This window comes from Blautia luti (assembly GCF_033096465.1).
Lineage (GTDB): Bacteria > Bacillota > Clostridia > Lachnospirales > Lachnospiraceae > Blautia_A > Blautia_A luti.
Window position 1 is genome coordinate 2,771,961 of record NZ_AP028156.1, and the last position, 16,752, is coordinate 2,788,712.

The window sequence follows — 16,752 nt, forward strand, 5'->3', positions numbered from 1 at the left end:
GTTTTTAAAGGGGCTGCCCTTCATGGACAGCCCCTCTTTATCAGTATTACTTCGTTATTTTTACAGAACCATTCTGTCCTTTTCCTTTGAACAGTTTCTGATATGTTTTCAGCATGGCTGACGGTACTTTGATCACAGCATTTTTCGAAATTCCTTTCAGAGCCTGGCTTCCCACTGATTTCACTCCCTGCGCCTGAATCACGATTGACTTCAGTATCCTGCATCCGGAAAATGCCTGTTTCCCAATCTGTGTAATATTTTTGCCGATCGTTACTTTTTTCAGTTTGGTACAGTCAGAAAATGCCTTATCACTGATGGCAGTGACATTAAATGCATATCCATCCAGTTTTACAGATGCTGGAACCGTTGCACTTGTCAGAGTTTTCTTTTCCGGTGCTGTTACACATACAGTTCCACCCTGATAAGCGGATTTTATGACCTTATATTTCAGTCCTCCTGCTGTATATGTTTTGCCTTTTGCAGGAATAGCTGCAATTTTAAAGGATCCTGTTACAGTTCCCGTGTAATTGCCTTTTCCTTTAACAGTCACTGTCGCTTTTGCTCCGGATTTTTTATTGTTGGAATAAGTCACTGTATAATCGCTTCCGGCTTTCAATCTGCTTCCGTCCAGAGTCACGATCACTGTAGGGCATACTGCTTTTCCTGCATAAATCTGATCTTTGATTACCGCAATAACCGCACCTGACAGGCTTTCTGCCTTCTTTACGATCTTTACAGTCGAACGCTGTCCTCTGTTTTTCAGAAGTTTCTGATATGCTGCACACTTCGAAGCAGGTACATAGATCACCGCCTTTGATGATATTCCTTTCAGTGAAGAACTACCAATATATTTTACAACTTTTGAACGGATTTCAATCTTACTAAGGTGTGTACATCCGGAAAATGCTTCTTTTCCAATGTCCTGTACATTGATTCCGATCACTGCTTTTTTCAGCTTTGAGCAGTCTTTAAACGTCTTATTTTCGACAGCAGTAACTTTAAAGGTATATCCATCCAGTCTCACTGTTGCAGGAATGGAAACCGCAGTGACGGTCTTTTGGAATGTTCCACATACGGATACCGTTCCATTTTTGTACGCAGATTTCGTGATCTTGTATTTCAGATCTCCCAGGGTGTATACCTGATCTTTCTGCGGAACTGCTGTAATCTTAAAATTCTTTATAAGAGTTCCTCTGTATGCTCCCATACCTGTCACGGAAACAGTTGCCGTAACACCGGCTTTTTTGTTGTTTGCATAAGCAACTGTATAGTCTGTATTTTCTTTCAGCTTTTTCCCATTCAATGCCACAGTAATGGACGGCTCCACGGAGCTTCCTTTATAAATCTGGTCTTTAATCTCCGAAATTTGTCCATAGCTCAGATCTTCTGCCGGCGCATCTGTGAAGGCAAAATATGCCTGTATCTCCACAGCTTTCGCTTCCCCTTCCGTGCTCCACCAGTCTACATAAAACGCACGGCGTTTGCTGCCTTCCATTCCCTGGCTCAGTCCAGGATAATCATTCTGATACAGGAAACGCGGCTGCACCACAGCGTTTTTTTCACCGTCCTCTGTATCAAAAGTAGTCTGCAGGTTAATTCTCGCGAAAAGTTTCTCTGCATCCAGACTGCTGTTTACCGAAGCCATACAGCTTTCTTCTCCCTGGTAGTACCAATGATAATCCCACCAGCTATTTGCTTCCTCTTCTCCCCAGTCATATCTGTAATCTGGAGCGAAACAATCTTTGGAAACAGGAACTCCTGCTTTTTTCGCCCGGGCAGCATCAAACTGCAGTACCAGAAGCTGGCGTGGATATTCTCCCACATCCCACTGGCAGGAACCCAGATTCAGGTCACCTCCAAAGTAAACCTGTGCAGCTGACTTTCCATCATTTCCAAGAATGATCTGTGAATATTCCTGAATCTCCGGATAGGAATTCTCAATCTCGCCCAGTTCCAGATATGATCCCGGCTGTGCATAAACAACCAGTTCCGGATTCCATGTACTCTGCTCAAACTTCAGATATTCTCCAACTACAAGCCGGTTGGCATCTGAAGCATCAAGATTTCTGCAGGTCAGATTCAATACTGCTGCCGCAACATTGATCTTTAGTGTATCTGCTGTGACCCTGCCATTGACACGGCTGTTCAACAGCTCCGTTGTTCCATTCCCGGAGACAGTCAGCGTATCTGTATTTACAAGCATGTTCATCAATGAGATCTTTTTCCAGTCAGATACTTTCACGGATGAAATGTGGATCGGATATTGCTCATCTGTTTCTGTTTCTTCATCATAAGTTTCCGGTCCCACATATTTTACAGCCTGGACCGTATCAGGAACAGAAAGTTCTTCCTGGATCATGGCATCTTTCCCCATCTGAACAATGTAATATCCTTCTCCCGGCTTCTTCTGCTGATATGCTTTCATATATCGTTCTGCCTGGGCTGTATCCGGCAGAGCCACCAGCCATAAAAGACTGTTATCCGGGACTTCAGAAGTTCCATATGCCTCAAAAATCTCCTGGGCTGTCATGCCTTCATTATCTTTGCACCGTTCAATATCAACAGCATTACTTTCATTCTGCATCCAGGTTTTTCCATTCATATCAGGTCTGTAGCCATTCTCCGGCGCATGGATTTCCACACGCTGCAGCATATCCACGATATCCGTATCAGGCATATCGAATACCACACTCTGATATCCTTCTCCTACATCGATCATCTCCCAGTCATCCCCGTAGGTTTCGAATGTTTCAAAATACCTGATAGACATCTTATAGCTGTCTGTCCAGGAAATCCCCTCTTCATTAACGAAATCTCCTGTTCCCAGGTCAAATGGTTTATGGAAAATAACAGATCCCGGATTCTCTTTTCCCTCAATCTGCAGTTCTATGGGGAACATATCGTCTTCCGGACTCTCATTTTCATTATAAATATTATAAAATTCCGCTGTTCCTGTAAGATTCAGGTTATCACATTGTCTGCCGAAATGGATATTTTCTACCCCCTGAAGTCCTCCTACTACGGAATCAAGCTGAAATACCACCGTATCATCTGCTCCTGTGCCTTCTACTGTTCCATTTATTACACAGTTCTGAATCCTGACTGTTCCATTTCCTGTTACTTTTAATCCGCTGTTCATGATCTGATCAGAAAGTGTGATGATCTGTCCTTCCTGTGTCTGCACAGTTCCAATCTTCACAGGAAATTGCACTCTGGTATCCGTCTCTTCGTTATACTGATAGGGTCCCCAAAAAGTAACACCTTTTACACCTGCCGGAATACTGATGGTATCAATCTTCGCATCTTTCGGCATATCAATGATATAATATCCTGAAGAATTCTCCTTCTGTGCATCCGCTTCCAGCGTTTCTGTAACCTGACTGATATCTGCTGCTCCTGTAATAAGGATATCCGCTCCATCCGGATAATCGAAATCTCCCAGTCCATTATTGTCAAAAATCTCCTGGGCTGTCTTATCTCCTGCATCCTGATATCTGTAAATTCTGTACAGCCTGTTCTCATTACGATCCCATATTTTTCCATCTAGACTTAACTCACAGTCATAACTATTCTGTGAAACGTACAGCCGGTTAGACAATTCAACAGCATCTTCCAGAGACATATCAAATGTCACTGCCTGACTTCCGGATGAAATTTTCACATCCTGCCAGTCATCTTCTTCAAAAGATTTTACATAAGAAATACCTAACGAATAATTACCGGTCCAGGAATCACCTTCTTCGTTTTCAAAGGTTCCTGCCCCCCAGTCAAATGCTTTGTGAAATACTGGCACTTTTTCCTTGCTGTAGCCTTCAATCTGAATCCACGCAGGACTATACTGTTCATCATGTCCGGTATCATTGTAAAGATTATAGAACTCTGATTTTCCTTTAATATTCAGATTCCAACAATCAAAGTGTACATTCTCTATTCCGGAAATGCCGCCGATCATTGCATCGTCAACAAATGTTACTGTATCATCAGCTCCAGTTCCCTTGATTTCTCCATTCATATGAAGCTGTTTGAATGTGACCGTACCTTTTCCTTCCTTGATCTCTATGGATTCTTTGTCATTACCGACACCCCAGAATGTGATATTTCCATTTGGAGTAATGCTTCTGATCTTTACATCTCCGTCTCCATAGCCTACAAATACATTCATTCCCTCAGGAACTACAATATCTTCTTCATCTTCCAGATCATGTGGTACAACCAGACAGTATCCGGTATTATCTCCTTCCATGCTATTCAGTGCATTTGTGAGAGTTGTTTTCTCCATTGTCTGCATTTCCACATCCGGTCTGTCTTCATCTGTACGCAGGCAAGTGTTAAACTGTCCCTCATTGATAAAAGCTACCTCATAGGTTCCAGTTCCCTGAGCCGTTGTTGCCGGTTCTGTCTGTACATCTGCTTCCTCAACAAACGCATCCTGCTGCTCTTCTTCGCCAGTCTCAAACTCAGCAGCTTCTTCCTCTCCTGATGTCCAGATTTCTTCTGTGTTTTCCGGTTCATCAATATCTACTGCTTCATCCGCTGTTTCTTCCAATAGAGTTTCTTTCTCCGCGTTCTGCGCTTCACTGTCTTCTTCTGAAGAAAATTCCGCGCCCATCACTGCCATACTTTCCGCAACAGGCGATACACATAAAAGCGCTGCCAGCAGTAATGCAATCTGTTTCTTCTTCATACTCTTGAACCTCCTTTATCTTGGATTAATTTATAAAATGCTGCCGTTCTCAGGCAGCATTCAGAATTCCTTTACCGGGATATCTTTCTAAAAATTCAAATTCTCTCCAAGCCTGTTTCTGTATATCTGCTGTCAAACGTTACCTATCCTCATTCACTACACTATGCCTTCATATTGTATGTTTAATATTATACAGTATTTTTATATCATTCGGCAATTATTTCATTACTTTTTTATATTAATTTTAATTTTTTCTATTTATTTTTCTTATATTTTATTATTTTCAGACTTTTCTACAGTAGACTCTCTTCTCCGATTTTATCAAGAAAACTATTCATTTCTTCCAGAGTCATCTTTTCTTCCAATCCGTAAATAATCGCTGCATCATAACGTATACGCGGATAAAGTCTCGGCTTCTGCCCAATGTCCAGAAGCCTTTGTGTATCCGACAGATCAAGAGAAAGGAGAAACGCACACTGCAGCAGTATTTTCCTTGTAGGAATTCGCTGACCGCCAAACAGTTTTCGTGCATAGGATTCTTCCAGATTCAGTTCACGCACAACATCTTTCTTCTTCATTCCACGCTCTTCGATCAAATGCTCAAGATAAAGTCCGACCTCTACCTTGTTTCCTCGTTCTCTTGCAAAATATGCGGCACCTTCTTCTTTTATCATTCCCATGATTTCATCTGTTTCTTTCATTTCTTCTCACACCTCTTTCCTGTTCATATCTCCTTCCTGCCAGAACACAACTGCCTCCAGTTAAAAAAAGCAGATACGATACTAATAAGTGTACCATATCTGCCCATTTTAGGACGGGACAAATTTGTCCCTTTTTATGTATAGATTTCAAAATCCGGGAAAGAATTCACTTTCAGGATTTCCTGTTTCTGTTCTTCTGAACAGCGTACCTCTTTCAGACCTGTATGTTTAAACAGCGCTTCATAGTTTTCAATCTCTGCATTTGAAATATCTATCACTTGCAAATTCTCTGCACCTGTGATCGGCGTCAGATCTTTTACCAGACTGAAACTCACTGACAGGAAATTCAGTGATGGAAACTCTTCAATTCCCTCCACTGAAGAGATCGGTGCCGTAAATGCAAGAGACTCCAGTCCGTTCATTCCTTTTAATGGTTTTAAATCTTCCAGTGAAGTTTCTCCGCCCCACATAACCAGTGATTTCAGTGTGCTCATCTTAGAAAGCGTTTCTGCTGCTGTTTCATTTACATTACACATGCACAAAGAATCCAGATTCTTCATTTCTGTTAATGGTTCAAATATGCCGTTTTCTACTTCTGCATTATTCATATCCAGATAATTCAGGTTCATACTTTTCAGAAAATTGATATCTGCCAGATACATTCCCTGAATATTTAGCTGTGAAACACTGCTGCATTCCCCAAGTGATGACAGATCCTCTGCCGGATTCTCCATGATGCAAAGGATATCTAAATCTATCAGGCTTTGGATGCCAGAGAAATCAGTGATCATGTTTTTGCTCAGATAGAGTTCTTTTAGTGGCAGGTCTTTCAGGTCTGATATATCTTCGATCCTCTGATTGCACAGCGCAAGTTCTTCCAGATTTATCATCTGTGTCAGGTCAGAAAGATCCGTAATACTTCCACGGACAGAACCGAAGCTGCTGTCTTTTCCATCTATGTGATGCCCGATACCCCAGAAGCAGTCTTCATCGTCAAGGATTTCCTTTCCGACAATGCGGAGTTTTCTTACATTTTCTAACATATCGGCTGTTATCTCATCTGTTTCAGAAAGATTTAGTTCTTTACGTACTGCTGCTTCAATTAATTCTTCTTTGAATATTATCTTATTATTCTGAGACTGCTTTGCATCCGAAATCTGTTTCGGGTCCTGACTCTGCTCTGTATTCTGGTCTGTCTCTTCCTCCTGCGTATTCTCTGCTGTAATCTGATTCTCCGTTACATTACGGTCTGCTGTAATCTTTCCATTTTTAACCACTGTTGTACACGGAAAAAGAACTGCCAGTATATAGCCGGCCACTATCAATCCAACCGCTGCACCTACTTTTTTGTAACCATTTTTTCTATTGTCTTCCTGGCACTTTTCAATTGCTTTACCTAACTCAGCAGCATCTGCATATCTTTTATCCGGTTCAAAAGAACAGGCTTTTTCTATCACTTTTTTCATTTTTCTGCTGATATCACATTCAGAAAGTTGGTTCTGTTCATAGTTCTCTATAGCCATATACAGCATTGTCTGCCCGATCGCATACACATCTGTCCTCTGGTCTGTCTGGGTGTAACCGTATTGCTCCGGAGCTGCAGTTCCTCTGGTTCCTACCACGAACGTATCTCTCTGACTGTCTTTTTTATAGCTGCGCATGGTTCCAAAATCAATGAATATCACTTCACCGCCGGGAGTAATTACAATGTTCTCCGGTTTAATATCACGATGGATCATTGGATCTTCTAAGTCCTGAAACTGCTCTGCCGCGTGGCAGATTTTTATACTTATCCTGCAAAGTTCTCTTTCCTGTATACCGCCTTTCTGCAGGACTATCTGAGATAACGGTGTTCCTTCTATGTATTCCCGCAAGAAATATACTCCGCCATTTTCTTCAAATATTCTGTAGGCTTTTGGGATTCCGGTTAAGCCCATTTCCGTTAATTTCTGAAGAATTTCCATTTCTTTGCGCAGCATTTCCGCCTGAAGTTTTCTGCCCCATTTCAGAACGCAAAAAACGCCTGTCACCGATTCTTTCACCAGAACTGTAAAGGAATCTTCGCTTTCTTTCAGACTTTCATATACTGTCCAGTGCTCCTGCATTTCCAACGGCAAATGATATTTAGCTTTCTCAGAAATACTGTTATTTAATATCTGTTCCTTTTTCATATACATTTCTCCATGTATAAAACCTTGACCCTGCAATTATCCTCACATTTTCATCTTGAACCAGACACCACTTTCAGAAGATAATCCAATTACTATAATCAGATTTTAACAGAAACCATAACAAAAGCCTATCTGTTTTTCCTGAATTTCTCTCCGCCATAGCGTAATCCTGCCTGAAGAACTTCTTGTATAACAGGAAATTCCAACATCATTTTCTGTTATGCAAAAAATTCCCTCTCCAGCTTTTACCGGAAAGGGAATTTTTTAGTTATATGATTTATTTTCTGTTAATCATTCAGCATCTTCTGCTGCTTCAGTTGTCTCTGCTGTTTCTTCTGCACTGTCTGCGTCTTTGCTGTCCGCTGCATCTTCAGTATCTTCACTGTCATCATATGGGATTACTGCACCATCATAGTTCTCATTGATAAAATCTTTGATCTCATCAGATTTCAATACATCAACCAGAGCTTTGATCTTGTCGCTGTTTTCGTTGCCTTCTTTTACTGCAATGATGTTTACATATGTTTTTGCAGCTTCAGAATCTGCCTGCTCATATGCAAGTGCATCTTTTGCAACTGAGAAACCGGCTTCCAGAGCGTAGTTTCCATTTAATACTACGTAAGCCGTCTCGCCTGTAACACGTGCTACCTGTGCTGCTTCCAGTTCTACGATCTCTACATTGTGAGGATTCTCTTCGATATCTTTTACAGTTGCATTTAATCCTGCACCGTCTTTCAGTGTGATGATTCCGTTGTCCTGGAGAAGAAGAAGTGCTCTTGCTTCATTTGTTGTATCGTTTGGTACTGCGATGGAATCTCCGTCTGCCAGATCATCCAGGCTGTCTTTTGTTCCAGGATAGATTCCAAATGGCTCATAGTGGATGCCGCCGGCATTTACAAGGTGTGTACCTTTTTCTTCATTGAACTGTTCCAGATATGGGATGTGCTGGAAATAGTTTGCATCGAATTCGCCGCTCTCTACAACCTCGTTTGGTCTTACATAGTCATCAAATACTGTAACTTCCAGGTCATATCCTTCTTTTTCAAGAAGTGGTTTTGCTTCTTCAAGGATCTCTGCATGAGGTGTTGCGGATGCTGCAACTGTGATTGTCTTATCATCATCTTTTGCATAAACGCCTGTGCTTAATGTTCCTGCTACTAATACACCTGTTAAAACTGCTGCTACTAATTTTTTCATAATAATCTTCCTCCTGAATTTTATAATTCTGTTTTAACTTTTTTCTTTTATTTTTATCCGCCCGGAAATTCTTCATTTCCTCCCCGCGGAATATTTTTTATTTGTACTTACTTTCTTCTGTCGATTTTATTTGCGATCAGCATTCCCACTGACTGGAAAATCTGTACCAGAATAACCAGCAGGATAACTGTTACGATCATGATATCTGACTGATATCTGTAATATCCGTAACGAATGGCGATATCACCAAGTCCACCGCCTCCAACTGCACCGGACATCGCGGAATAACCAAGGATGGTTCCGATTGCAATGGTCGCTCCCGTGATCAGTGATGTTCTGGCTTCTACCAGAAGCACTTTCACGATAATTCTCATGTTGCTTGCACCCATGGCTCTGGCTGCCTCGATTACACCTGCATCTACTTCTTTAATAGAAGATTCTACCATTCGTGCGATAAAGGGAATCGCTGCCACAACCAGCGGCACTACAGTTGCTGTAGATCCGTAACTCTTTCCCACCACTGCTCTGGTAAAAGGAATGAGCAGGATCAGTAAGATCAGAAACGGAATACTTCTCACTATATTTGCAATGGCATCCAGTATCTTATACAACACTGCATTTGGCTTCAGTCCCTCTTTATCAGACACTGCCAGCAGCACTCCCATCGGAAGTCCGAACAGGTATCCCAGAACTGTGGAAAGAACTGTCATGTAAAGTGTTTCTCCCACACCCTGTACAATCATCATTATTGTTTCATGATCCCACATATTCTGTCACCTCCCCGATTGCTAAACCTTTTTCCTTCAGATACTGCTTCATCATTTCTGTTCTGGTACTGCCCTCCATAAATTCCAGTATCATTTCTCCCTTGGCTACACCACCTACATTCTTGGTATCTGCCTTCAGGATATTTACCGGTTCTCCGAAGGTAAGGATCAGATTTGCGATTACAGGCTCAAAAGCTGAATTCTCGGAGAATACGATTCGTATCTTCTCACCGCTTTTGATCTCTGCCTGTCCTTTTTCCTTACCGGCATCCAGTCTGCTGTCTGCGCCGATATCGGAGCCTGTATCCTTTCGGATCAGTTCTTTGGCAACCTCTGACTGAGGATTTGCAAAAATATCTGCAACCAGTCCTTTCTCAACCACTTCACCCTCATACATGATCGCCACATGTGTACAGATTTCACGCACAACCGACATCTGATGAGTAATGATCACTATGGTGATTCCAAACTGTCTGTTAATCTTTTTCAGCAATTCCAGAATAGAAGAAGTAGTCTGCGGATCCAGTGCACTGGTAGCCTCATCACAAAGTAAAATCTTCGGATCCGATGCAAGTGCTCTTGCAATGGCAACCCTCTGCTTCTGACCACCGGAGAGCTGTGCAGGATAAGCATTCTGCCTGTCCCCCAGACCAACAATCTCCAACAGCTCTGCTGCCCTCTTTCTGGCCTCTGCCTTCTTCTTTCCTTTTATATAAAGGGGAAAACAGACATTATCGATCACTGACTTCTGCATCAGCAGATTGAAATGCTGGAAGATCATACCAATCTCTTCCCTCTGTTTTCTCAATTCCTTCTCTGTCAAATCTCCAAGAGCCTTCCCATCTATCAGAACCTGTCCCTCTGTAGGAACCTCCAGAAAATTCATACATCGTACCAATGTACTCTTACCTGCTCCCGACATACCGATAATCCCATATATATCACCGGAATCGATATTCAGGTTCACATCCTTCAAAGCCTCGACCACTCCATCTTTCGTGTCAAAAGACTTCCTGACCTTCTCAATCACAATCCCAGACATCTCATTCTCCCTCTCTCTTATTCCCCGCTCCGTTGAGCATGAACATACTATACCACTCCACTTCCGATTATGCCAATTCATAATACCTAGTGCCAGCTATAGTTTAAAGCTATATTTTTATCGCTTTACCTCATTAAAATCTATATCTCTTGGATTTCTTACAAAAAGAAAAACAGCAGGAGAAAGGTCACATTCCTTTCATCCTACTGCTTTGAAAGCGTAACATTCATTAAAGACTATATTCCTTATATAATTGCTCACGTCTTTTAGAATCTGTTGATACAATCGGGATTTCTTCCGTTCTCTGATCCTGAATCAGCCGAGTAATCAGACTTCCTAGTCGAGCTTCTCCCTGAATCTGCCCGATTGCCTCTCCTCTTGCCTGTCCAATTGCTTCGCCTCTCGCCTGTCCGATTGCCTCTCCTTCTGCACGTCCAATTGCTTTTCCCTCTGCTTTAAGTCTTTCAGATTCCAATTCCAGAACTTTTCCTCCCATAATATCACCTATTCCTTTCCGAACATTATCATCTTCGCGGAAAATATAGTCCGCAATTTTTATAATTAGTTTTGTCAGATCTGTATACAATTCTGACTTTCCTGTTTCTGTCAGTTCTTCTTCCAGGTTTACCCGGATTTCTTCGTATTCATTTAGGAATACCTGGAATAATTCTGGATTCAAATTATCCAGATGAGAGTGGCTCAATTAACTTAGAGTCTTTTTTTCTTCAAAGCAATACTTTTTACCACGCTTCCTGCTCCTTTCACTGCCTTACCGCTGATTTTTCTGAACGGAACTACTTTATAATAATATGTCTTTCCCTTCTTTACTTTTTTATCTGTGTATTTCAATGTCTTTCCACTGGTAATGGTTTTAATCTTACTGTACTTTCCTCTTTTACTTGTAGCACGATAAATGTAATAACCTGATGCCCCATTGGTTTTTTTCCAGTTTACAGAAACGGTGTTGTTTTTAGTCTTCAATGAAACAGTCGTATTTAATTTTCCGGATAAACCTTTTTTGTTATAACTGCTGTATGTTTTCTTTCCATTTACAGTTCTATAAGCTTTTACTATATAAGTATACTTATAACCAGCTTTTACTTTTGTATCTTTGTATGAAGTTCCCTTTGTTGTTTTTACGAAAATCCACTTATCAGCATCTATCTTTCGGTATACCTGATAGCCGTTTGCACCGAATACTTTTTTCCAAGTGACTGTAATAGAATTATTCGATGCTGTAAGCTTTGATAATTTCGGTGCAGATAATTGGGGAATCGGAGTGACAGTTGGTGTAACAGGTATTTCCTCTTTTACAACAGTTACCTTTATTTCTTTGAATAAATCACGATTTTCCACCCAGGCTGCCCTGACAGTTGTTTCTCCAGCTGTCATTCCTTCCACTACACCATCTGAATTAATCTTTACAATGGCATCATCTGCTGATGACCAAATGATATTCTTGGTTGCTACATTATCTGGTAATATCTGTGCATTAAGAAGTATTTTCTCTCCGATTTTCAAGTTGACATCATCTATCTCTGTTTTAATGCCAGTGGCTTCAATATATTCTGTTTTTTCTGGCTTTGCGGCATACTCTTCTTTTACGCTTCCCTTCTCATCAAGAAGTTTACAGGATGGCTTATCTTCTTCAATATTTGTAATTGCAATAGTACTTCCTTTGAAAACAGGAATATCATCCGTTTCTTTCCTTTTTGCGGTGCCATCTGCACTGATATCTGAAACAAAATAGTCTACTTTTCCCATATCTGTGGCAATACATCTCAGTGTATATCCATTGTTCTGAGGCAAATTGATTATTTTTACATAATCCTGATCCAGCGGATGATACGTGACATTATAATAAATATCACCTATATTTCCGGAACTCTCCTTTCCATCATATACAGTCAGTATTTTATTGCCTGATTTATCATATACTTCTACATTAACCGGACAAGAAATAACTGAATTAGAATATTTTCCTAATACTCCTCTTGCTTTCAGACATTTTTCTATAGCTTCCAAAGTTGAAGTAACTTGAAGGGAATAGGTGTATTCTTTTTTACTGGACTTTTTCGTCATATCCAGATATTTTCGTACACTTTTTTCTCCTGCTGTTCGTGATTTCATTAGCATGTAAAATGCAAATACTGTTCTCTTCGCATAATAGTTTTTTTCGGAAGCTTTAGACTGCTGATACATTTTTTTGTTATACTGCATCCAGTTACTGAGATAATATCCGATATATGCCACACAACGCATATTATCTACCTGCTTCTGCGTATCGCCTGTATTAAAAAGAATATTGGCAAGACCTGTACTATATTTATATGATTTATAAATTACTATACCCAGCGGGAGGGCTGAAGCTACTGATGTCAGCATGGAATCCAAGGCTACGTCACTTAATTCATCAAAAGCTGCATTTGACAGATACATCATCTGATTTTCATATGTTCCGTGGATCACACCATACAGTTCTTTTGCAGCTTCACATATAGGATCGTATTCGCAGTTATTTTTCAGATATAATAACATTTCTGAATACATTTCATCTGCTTTGGCCAGTGCTACAATGTCATAATATCTTTTGATGGTATCTGTGCCGACTTTTATAATGCTAAGACCATCACTGATAAAGTCTAAACCATCGGAAAGTGTTTTGGCGAAATTTTTTGATGAGGAAAAGCTTTTAATACACTTTATAACTTTTGAATCTCCGGCAAAGTGTCCGACATTCTGGAGATAGTCAGCCAAATCATCATATTTTTTATCAACAAAAAAAGCAGACAGAGTATCTTCCGTACATACTGAGGCTAATTTCTTTATTTCGTCATTACTTAATCCATACGCAACTGCATAAGCCCAGTCCCCCTGTTTGAAAGTATCCAGATATATTTTAGCAAATTTCTTTGTTGTTTCTGCCTGTGAGAGATCCAGCACAGTTCCTGAATAAGAATCCAGCAATGCGATCAAAACTTCCCTTGCCTGATTCTGACTGGTTTCACCGGAAAATATCTGCTTCCATCCGTCTTTTCCACGGAAATACATGTTTGACATTGTTTCTACTACGCTGTCAATAAAACTGTCATCCCACTGTGCAACCAGCATAGAATTCATGAAATTTCCATCTCTTGTAAGGTATGCCATAGCACTGGCCGTTCCCTCGTCCTGTATCCAGCGGTTGAGATTTTCTGTATAATCGTATTCTTCATATTTCGAGGTATATTCGCCCAGACTCCGGAATGGGATGTTTTGTCCGGAAGCATAAGTTTCTGCATAGGTGCCAGTGTAGCCATAGATAGTGAGAAACTGGCATTCGTCAAATGCAAAACCTGAGATGCTTGTTATCGTTGGATATAGTGTAATGCTTTCAAGTTTTCTGCAGTATTCGAATGCCTCATAACCGATCTTTTTCAGCCGTCTTCCCCCGGTTACTTCTGTCAGGCTTCCACAGTTCTGAAATGCAGAATCCCCGATCTCTTCAACACTGTCCGGGATTTCTATCTCTGTTAAACTTGAGCAGCTTTGAAATGCCCTACTGCTGATTGACTTTAAACCTGGCGGCAGTGTCACCTGTTTTAACTTCGTGCATCCTCCAAATGCAGATGTATTTAATTCTGTCAGTCCTTCCGGCAGTACCACATTCTCTAATTCTGAATTTGCAAACGGCATATCCGGTATATTTCCTGTGAACCCGATCTTGATATTATAATCTCCGCTGGATGGACCTGCTGTTTTCAGACAGTCACACTCATCAAATATTAAACTGCCACTGAATTCTTTGATCGTTGATGACAGTGTGATGCTTTCAAGTTTTCTGCAGTACTCGAATGCTTCATAACCGATCTTTTTCAGCCGTCTTCCCCCGGTTACTTCTGTCAGGCTTCCACAGTTCTGAAATGCAGAATCCCCGATCTCTTCAACACTGTCCGGGATTTCTATCTCTGTTAAACTTGAGCAGCTTTGAAATGCCCTACTGCTGATTGACTTTAAACCTGGCGGCAGTGTCACCTGTTTTAACTTCGTGCATCCTCCAAATGCAGATGTATTTAATTCTGTCAGTCCTTCCGGCAGTACCACATTCTCTAATTCTGAATTTGCAAACGGCATATCCGGTATATTTCCTGTGAACCCGATCTTGATATTATAATCTCCGCTGGATGGACCTGCTGTTTTCAGACAGTCACACTCATCAAATATTAAACTGCCACTGAATTCTTTGATCGTTGATGACAGTGTGATGCTTTCAAGTTTTCTGCAGTACTCGAATGCTTCATAACCGATCTTTTTCAGCCGTCTTCCCCCGGTTACTTCTGTCAGGCTTCCACAGTTCTGAAATGCAGAATCCCCGATCTCTTCAACACTGTCCGGGATTTCTATCTCTGTTAAACTTGAGCAGCTTTGAAATGCCCTACTGCTGATTGACTTTAAACCTGGCGGCAGTGTCACCTGTTTTAACTTCGTGCATCCTCCAAATGCAGATGTATTTAATTCTGTCAGTCCTTCCGGCAGTACCACATTCTCTAATTCTGAATTTGCAAACGGCATATCCGGTATATTTCCTGTGAACCCGATCTTGATATTATAATCTCCGCTGGATGGACCTGCTGTTTTCAGACAGTCACACTCATCAAATATTAAACTGCCACTGAATTCTTTGATCGTTGATGACAGTGTGATGCTTTCAAGTTTTCTGCAGTACTCGAATGCTTCATAACCGATCTTTTTCAGCCGTCTTCCCCCGGTTACTTCTGTCAGGCTTCCACAGTTCTGAAATGCAGAATCCCCGATCTCTTCAACACTGTCCGGGATTTCTATCTCTGTTAAACTTGAGCAGCTTTGAAATGCCCTACTGCTGATTGACTTTAAACCTGGCGGCAGTGTCACCTGTTTTAACTTCGTGCATCCTCCAAATGCAGCTGTATTTAATTCTGTCAGTCCTTCCGGCAGTACCACATTCTCTAATTCTGAATTTGCAAACGGCATATCCGGTATATTTCCTGTGAACCCGATCTTGATATTATAATCTCCGCTGGATGGACCTGCTGTTTTCAGACAGTCACACTCATCAAATATTAAACTGCCACTGAATTCTTTGATCGTTGATGACAGTGTGATGCTTTCAAGTTTTCTGCAGTACTCGAATGCTTCATAACCGATCTTTTTCAGCCGTCTTCCCCCGGTTACTTCTGTCAGGCTTCCACAGTTCTGAAATGCAGAATCCCCAATCTCTTCAACACTGTCCGGGATTTCTATCTCTGTTAAACTTGAGCAGCTTTGAAATGCCCTACTGCTGATTGACTTTAAACCTGGCGGCAGTGTCACCTGTTTTAACTTCGTGCATCCTCCAAATGCAGCTGTATTTAATTCTGTCAGTCCTTCCGGCAGTACCACATTCTCTAATTCTGAATTTGCAAACGGCATATCCGGTATATTTCCTGTGAACCCGATCTTGATATTATAATCTCCGCTGGATGGACCTGCTGTTTTCAGACAGTCACACTCATCAAATATTAAACTGCCACTGAATTCTTTGATCGTTGATGACAGTGTGATGCTTTCAAGTTTTCTGCAGTACTCGAATGCTTCATAACCGATCTTTTTCAGCCGTCTTCCCCCGGTTACTTCTGTCAGGCTTCCACAGTTCTGAAATGCAGAATCCCCGATCTCTTCAACACTGTCCGGGATTTCTATCTCTGTTAAACTTAAACAGCTTTGAAATGCTCTTTCCCCTATTGTATTTACCACATAATTATTAATCTTTTCCGGAAGTTTTACTGTGGATTCAGAACCAATGTATTTGATAACAGTGGCTTCCTGACCGGAAACTATATATTTGTAGTCTCCGTATGTAAGTTCAATATCTGCACTATATGCAGAAACCTGATTTTCATCTGAATTTTCATCTGATGAATCATTTTCATTTTGGTCATCTTTTAAAATATTTTCCGCAGGCTCTTCTTCTGGAGAAATAAATTCCGGATCAGTCTGGGACATTTCCTCTGTAGTTTCCACATTCTTCTTTGCTTCCCCATCAGAAAAATCATCTGTCACTTTCTCTTCTTCTGACATCTCAGTGCCGGAATCACTAAAAATATCCGCCATTTCTCCAGCATAAACTGGAAGCGACTGACAGCTCACTGCTATAGCCAATATAACAGCCAATAACTTTTTCTTCATACTCTTC

8 protein-coding genes are annotated in these 16,752 nt (G+C 41.0%); all 8 read right to left on the reverse strand.

From position 1 onward, the window contains the following. Positions 1–46 precede the first annotated feature (46 nt). Positions 47–4,684, reverse strand: a complete 4,638-nt coding sequence (locus R8695_RS12820) for a leucine-rich repeat domain-containing protein (RefSeq protein ID WP_118509317.1) — start codon at positions 4,682–4,684, stop codon at positions 47–49. Between the two features lie 293 nt (positions 4,685–4,977). Continuing rightward, entirely contained in the window at positions 4,978–5,385 is a 408-nt protein-coding gene (locus R8695_RS12825; protein WP_118509316.1) for a hypothetical protein, read from the reverse strand. 134 nt (positions 5,386–5,519) lie between these two features. Then, positions 5,520–7,556, reverse strand: a complete 2,037-nt coding sequence (locus R8695_RS12830; protein WP_167515503.1) for a protein kinase domain-containing protein — start codon at positions 7,554–7,556, stop codon at positions 5,520–5,522. Between the two features lie 291 nt (positions 7,557–7,847). Continuing rightward, a complete protein-coding gene (locus R8695_RS12835; protein ID WP_118509314.1) occupies positions 7,848–8,753 on the reverse strand; it encodes a MetQ/NlpA family ABC transporter substrate-binding protein in 906 nt (301 codons plus the stop codon). Positions 8,754–8,860: 107 nt separating this feature from the next. Next, positions 8,861–9,520 (reverse strand): methionine ABC transporter permease, encoded by a 660-nt coding sequence (locus tag R8695_RS12840; RefSeq protein WP_117675204.1) that lies wholly within the window; start codon positions 9,518–9,520, stop codon positions 8,861–8,863. Then, positions 9,507–10,562 (reverse strand): methionine ABC transporter ATP-binding protein, encoded by a 1,056-nt coding sequence (locus tag R8695_RS12845; protein WP_118509313.1) that lies wholly within the window; start codon positions 10,560–10,562, stop codon positions 9,507–9,509. The genes R8695_RS12840 and R8695_RS12845 overlap by 14 nt, the downstream gene beginning before the upstream one ends. A 229-nt stretch (positions 10,563–10,791) precedes the next feature. After that, positions 10,792–11,241 carry a FliH/SctL family protein gene (locus R8695_RS12850; RefSeq protein WP_147419141.1) on the reverse strand — a complete coding sequence of 150 codons (450 nt, stop codon included), beginning with the start codon at positions 11,239–11,241 and terminating at the stop codon, positions 10,792–10,794. 29 nt (positions 11,242–11,270) lie between these two features. Then, positions 11,271–16,745, reverse strand: coding sequence for a leucine-rich repeat protein (locus R8695_RS12855; RefSeq protein ID WP_317676142.1), 5,475 nt, complete (start codon positions 16,743–16,745; stop codon positions 11,271–11,273). Between the last annotated feature and the right edge of the window lie 7 nt (positions 16,746–16,752).

Excerpts from the sequence above, each read along its gene's own strand:
- R8695_RS12820 (WP_118509317.1), bottom strand. The coding sequence starts at position 4,684 with ATGAAGAAGAAACAGATTGCATTACTGCTGGCAGCGCTTTTATGTGTA.
- R8695_RS12825 (WP_118509316.1), bottom strand. The coding sequence starts at position 5,385 with ATGAAAGAAACAGATGAAATCATGGGAATGATAAAAGAAGAAGGTGCC.
- R8695_RS12830 (WP_167515503.1), bottom strand. The coding sequence starts at position 7,556 with ATGAAAAAGGAACAGATATTAAATAACAGTATTTCTGAGAAAGCTAAA.
- R8695_RS12835 (WP_118509314.1), bottom strand. The coding sequence starts at position 8,753 with ATGAAAAAATTAGTAGCAGCAGTTTTAACAGGTGTATTAGTAGCAGGA.
- R8695_RS12840 (WP_117675204.1), bottom strand. The coding sequence starts at position 9,520 with ATGTGGGATCATGAAACAATAATGATGATTGTACAGGGTGTGGGAGAA.
- R8695_RS12845 (WP_118509313.1), bottom strand. The coding sequence starts at position 10,562 with ATGTCTGGGATTGTGATTGAGAAGGTCAGGAAGTCTTTTGACACGAAA.
- R8695_RS12855 (WP_317676142.1), bottom strand. The coding sequence starts at position 16,745 with ATGAAGAAAAAGTTATTGGCTGTTATATTGGCTATAGCAGTGAGCTGT.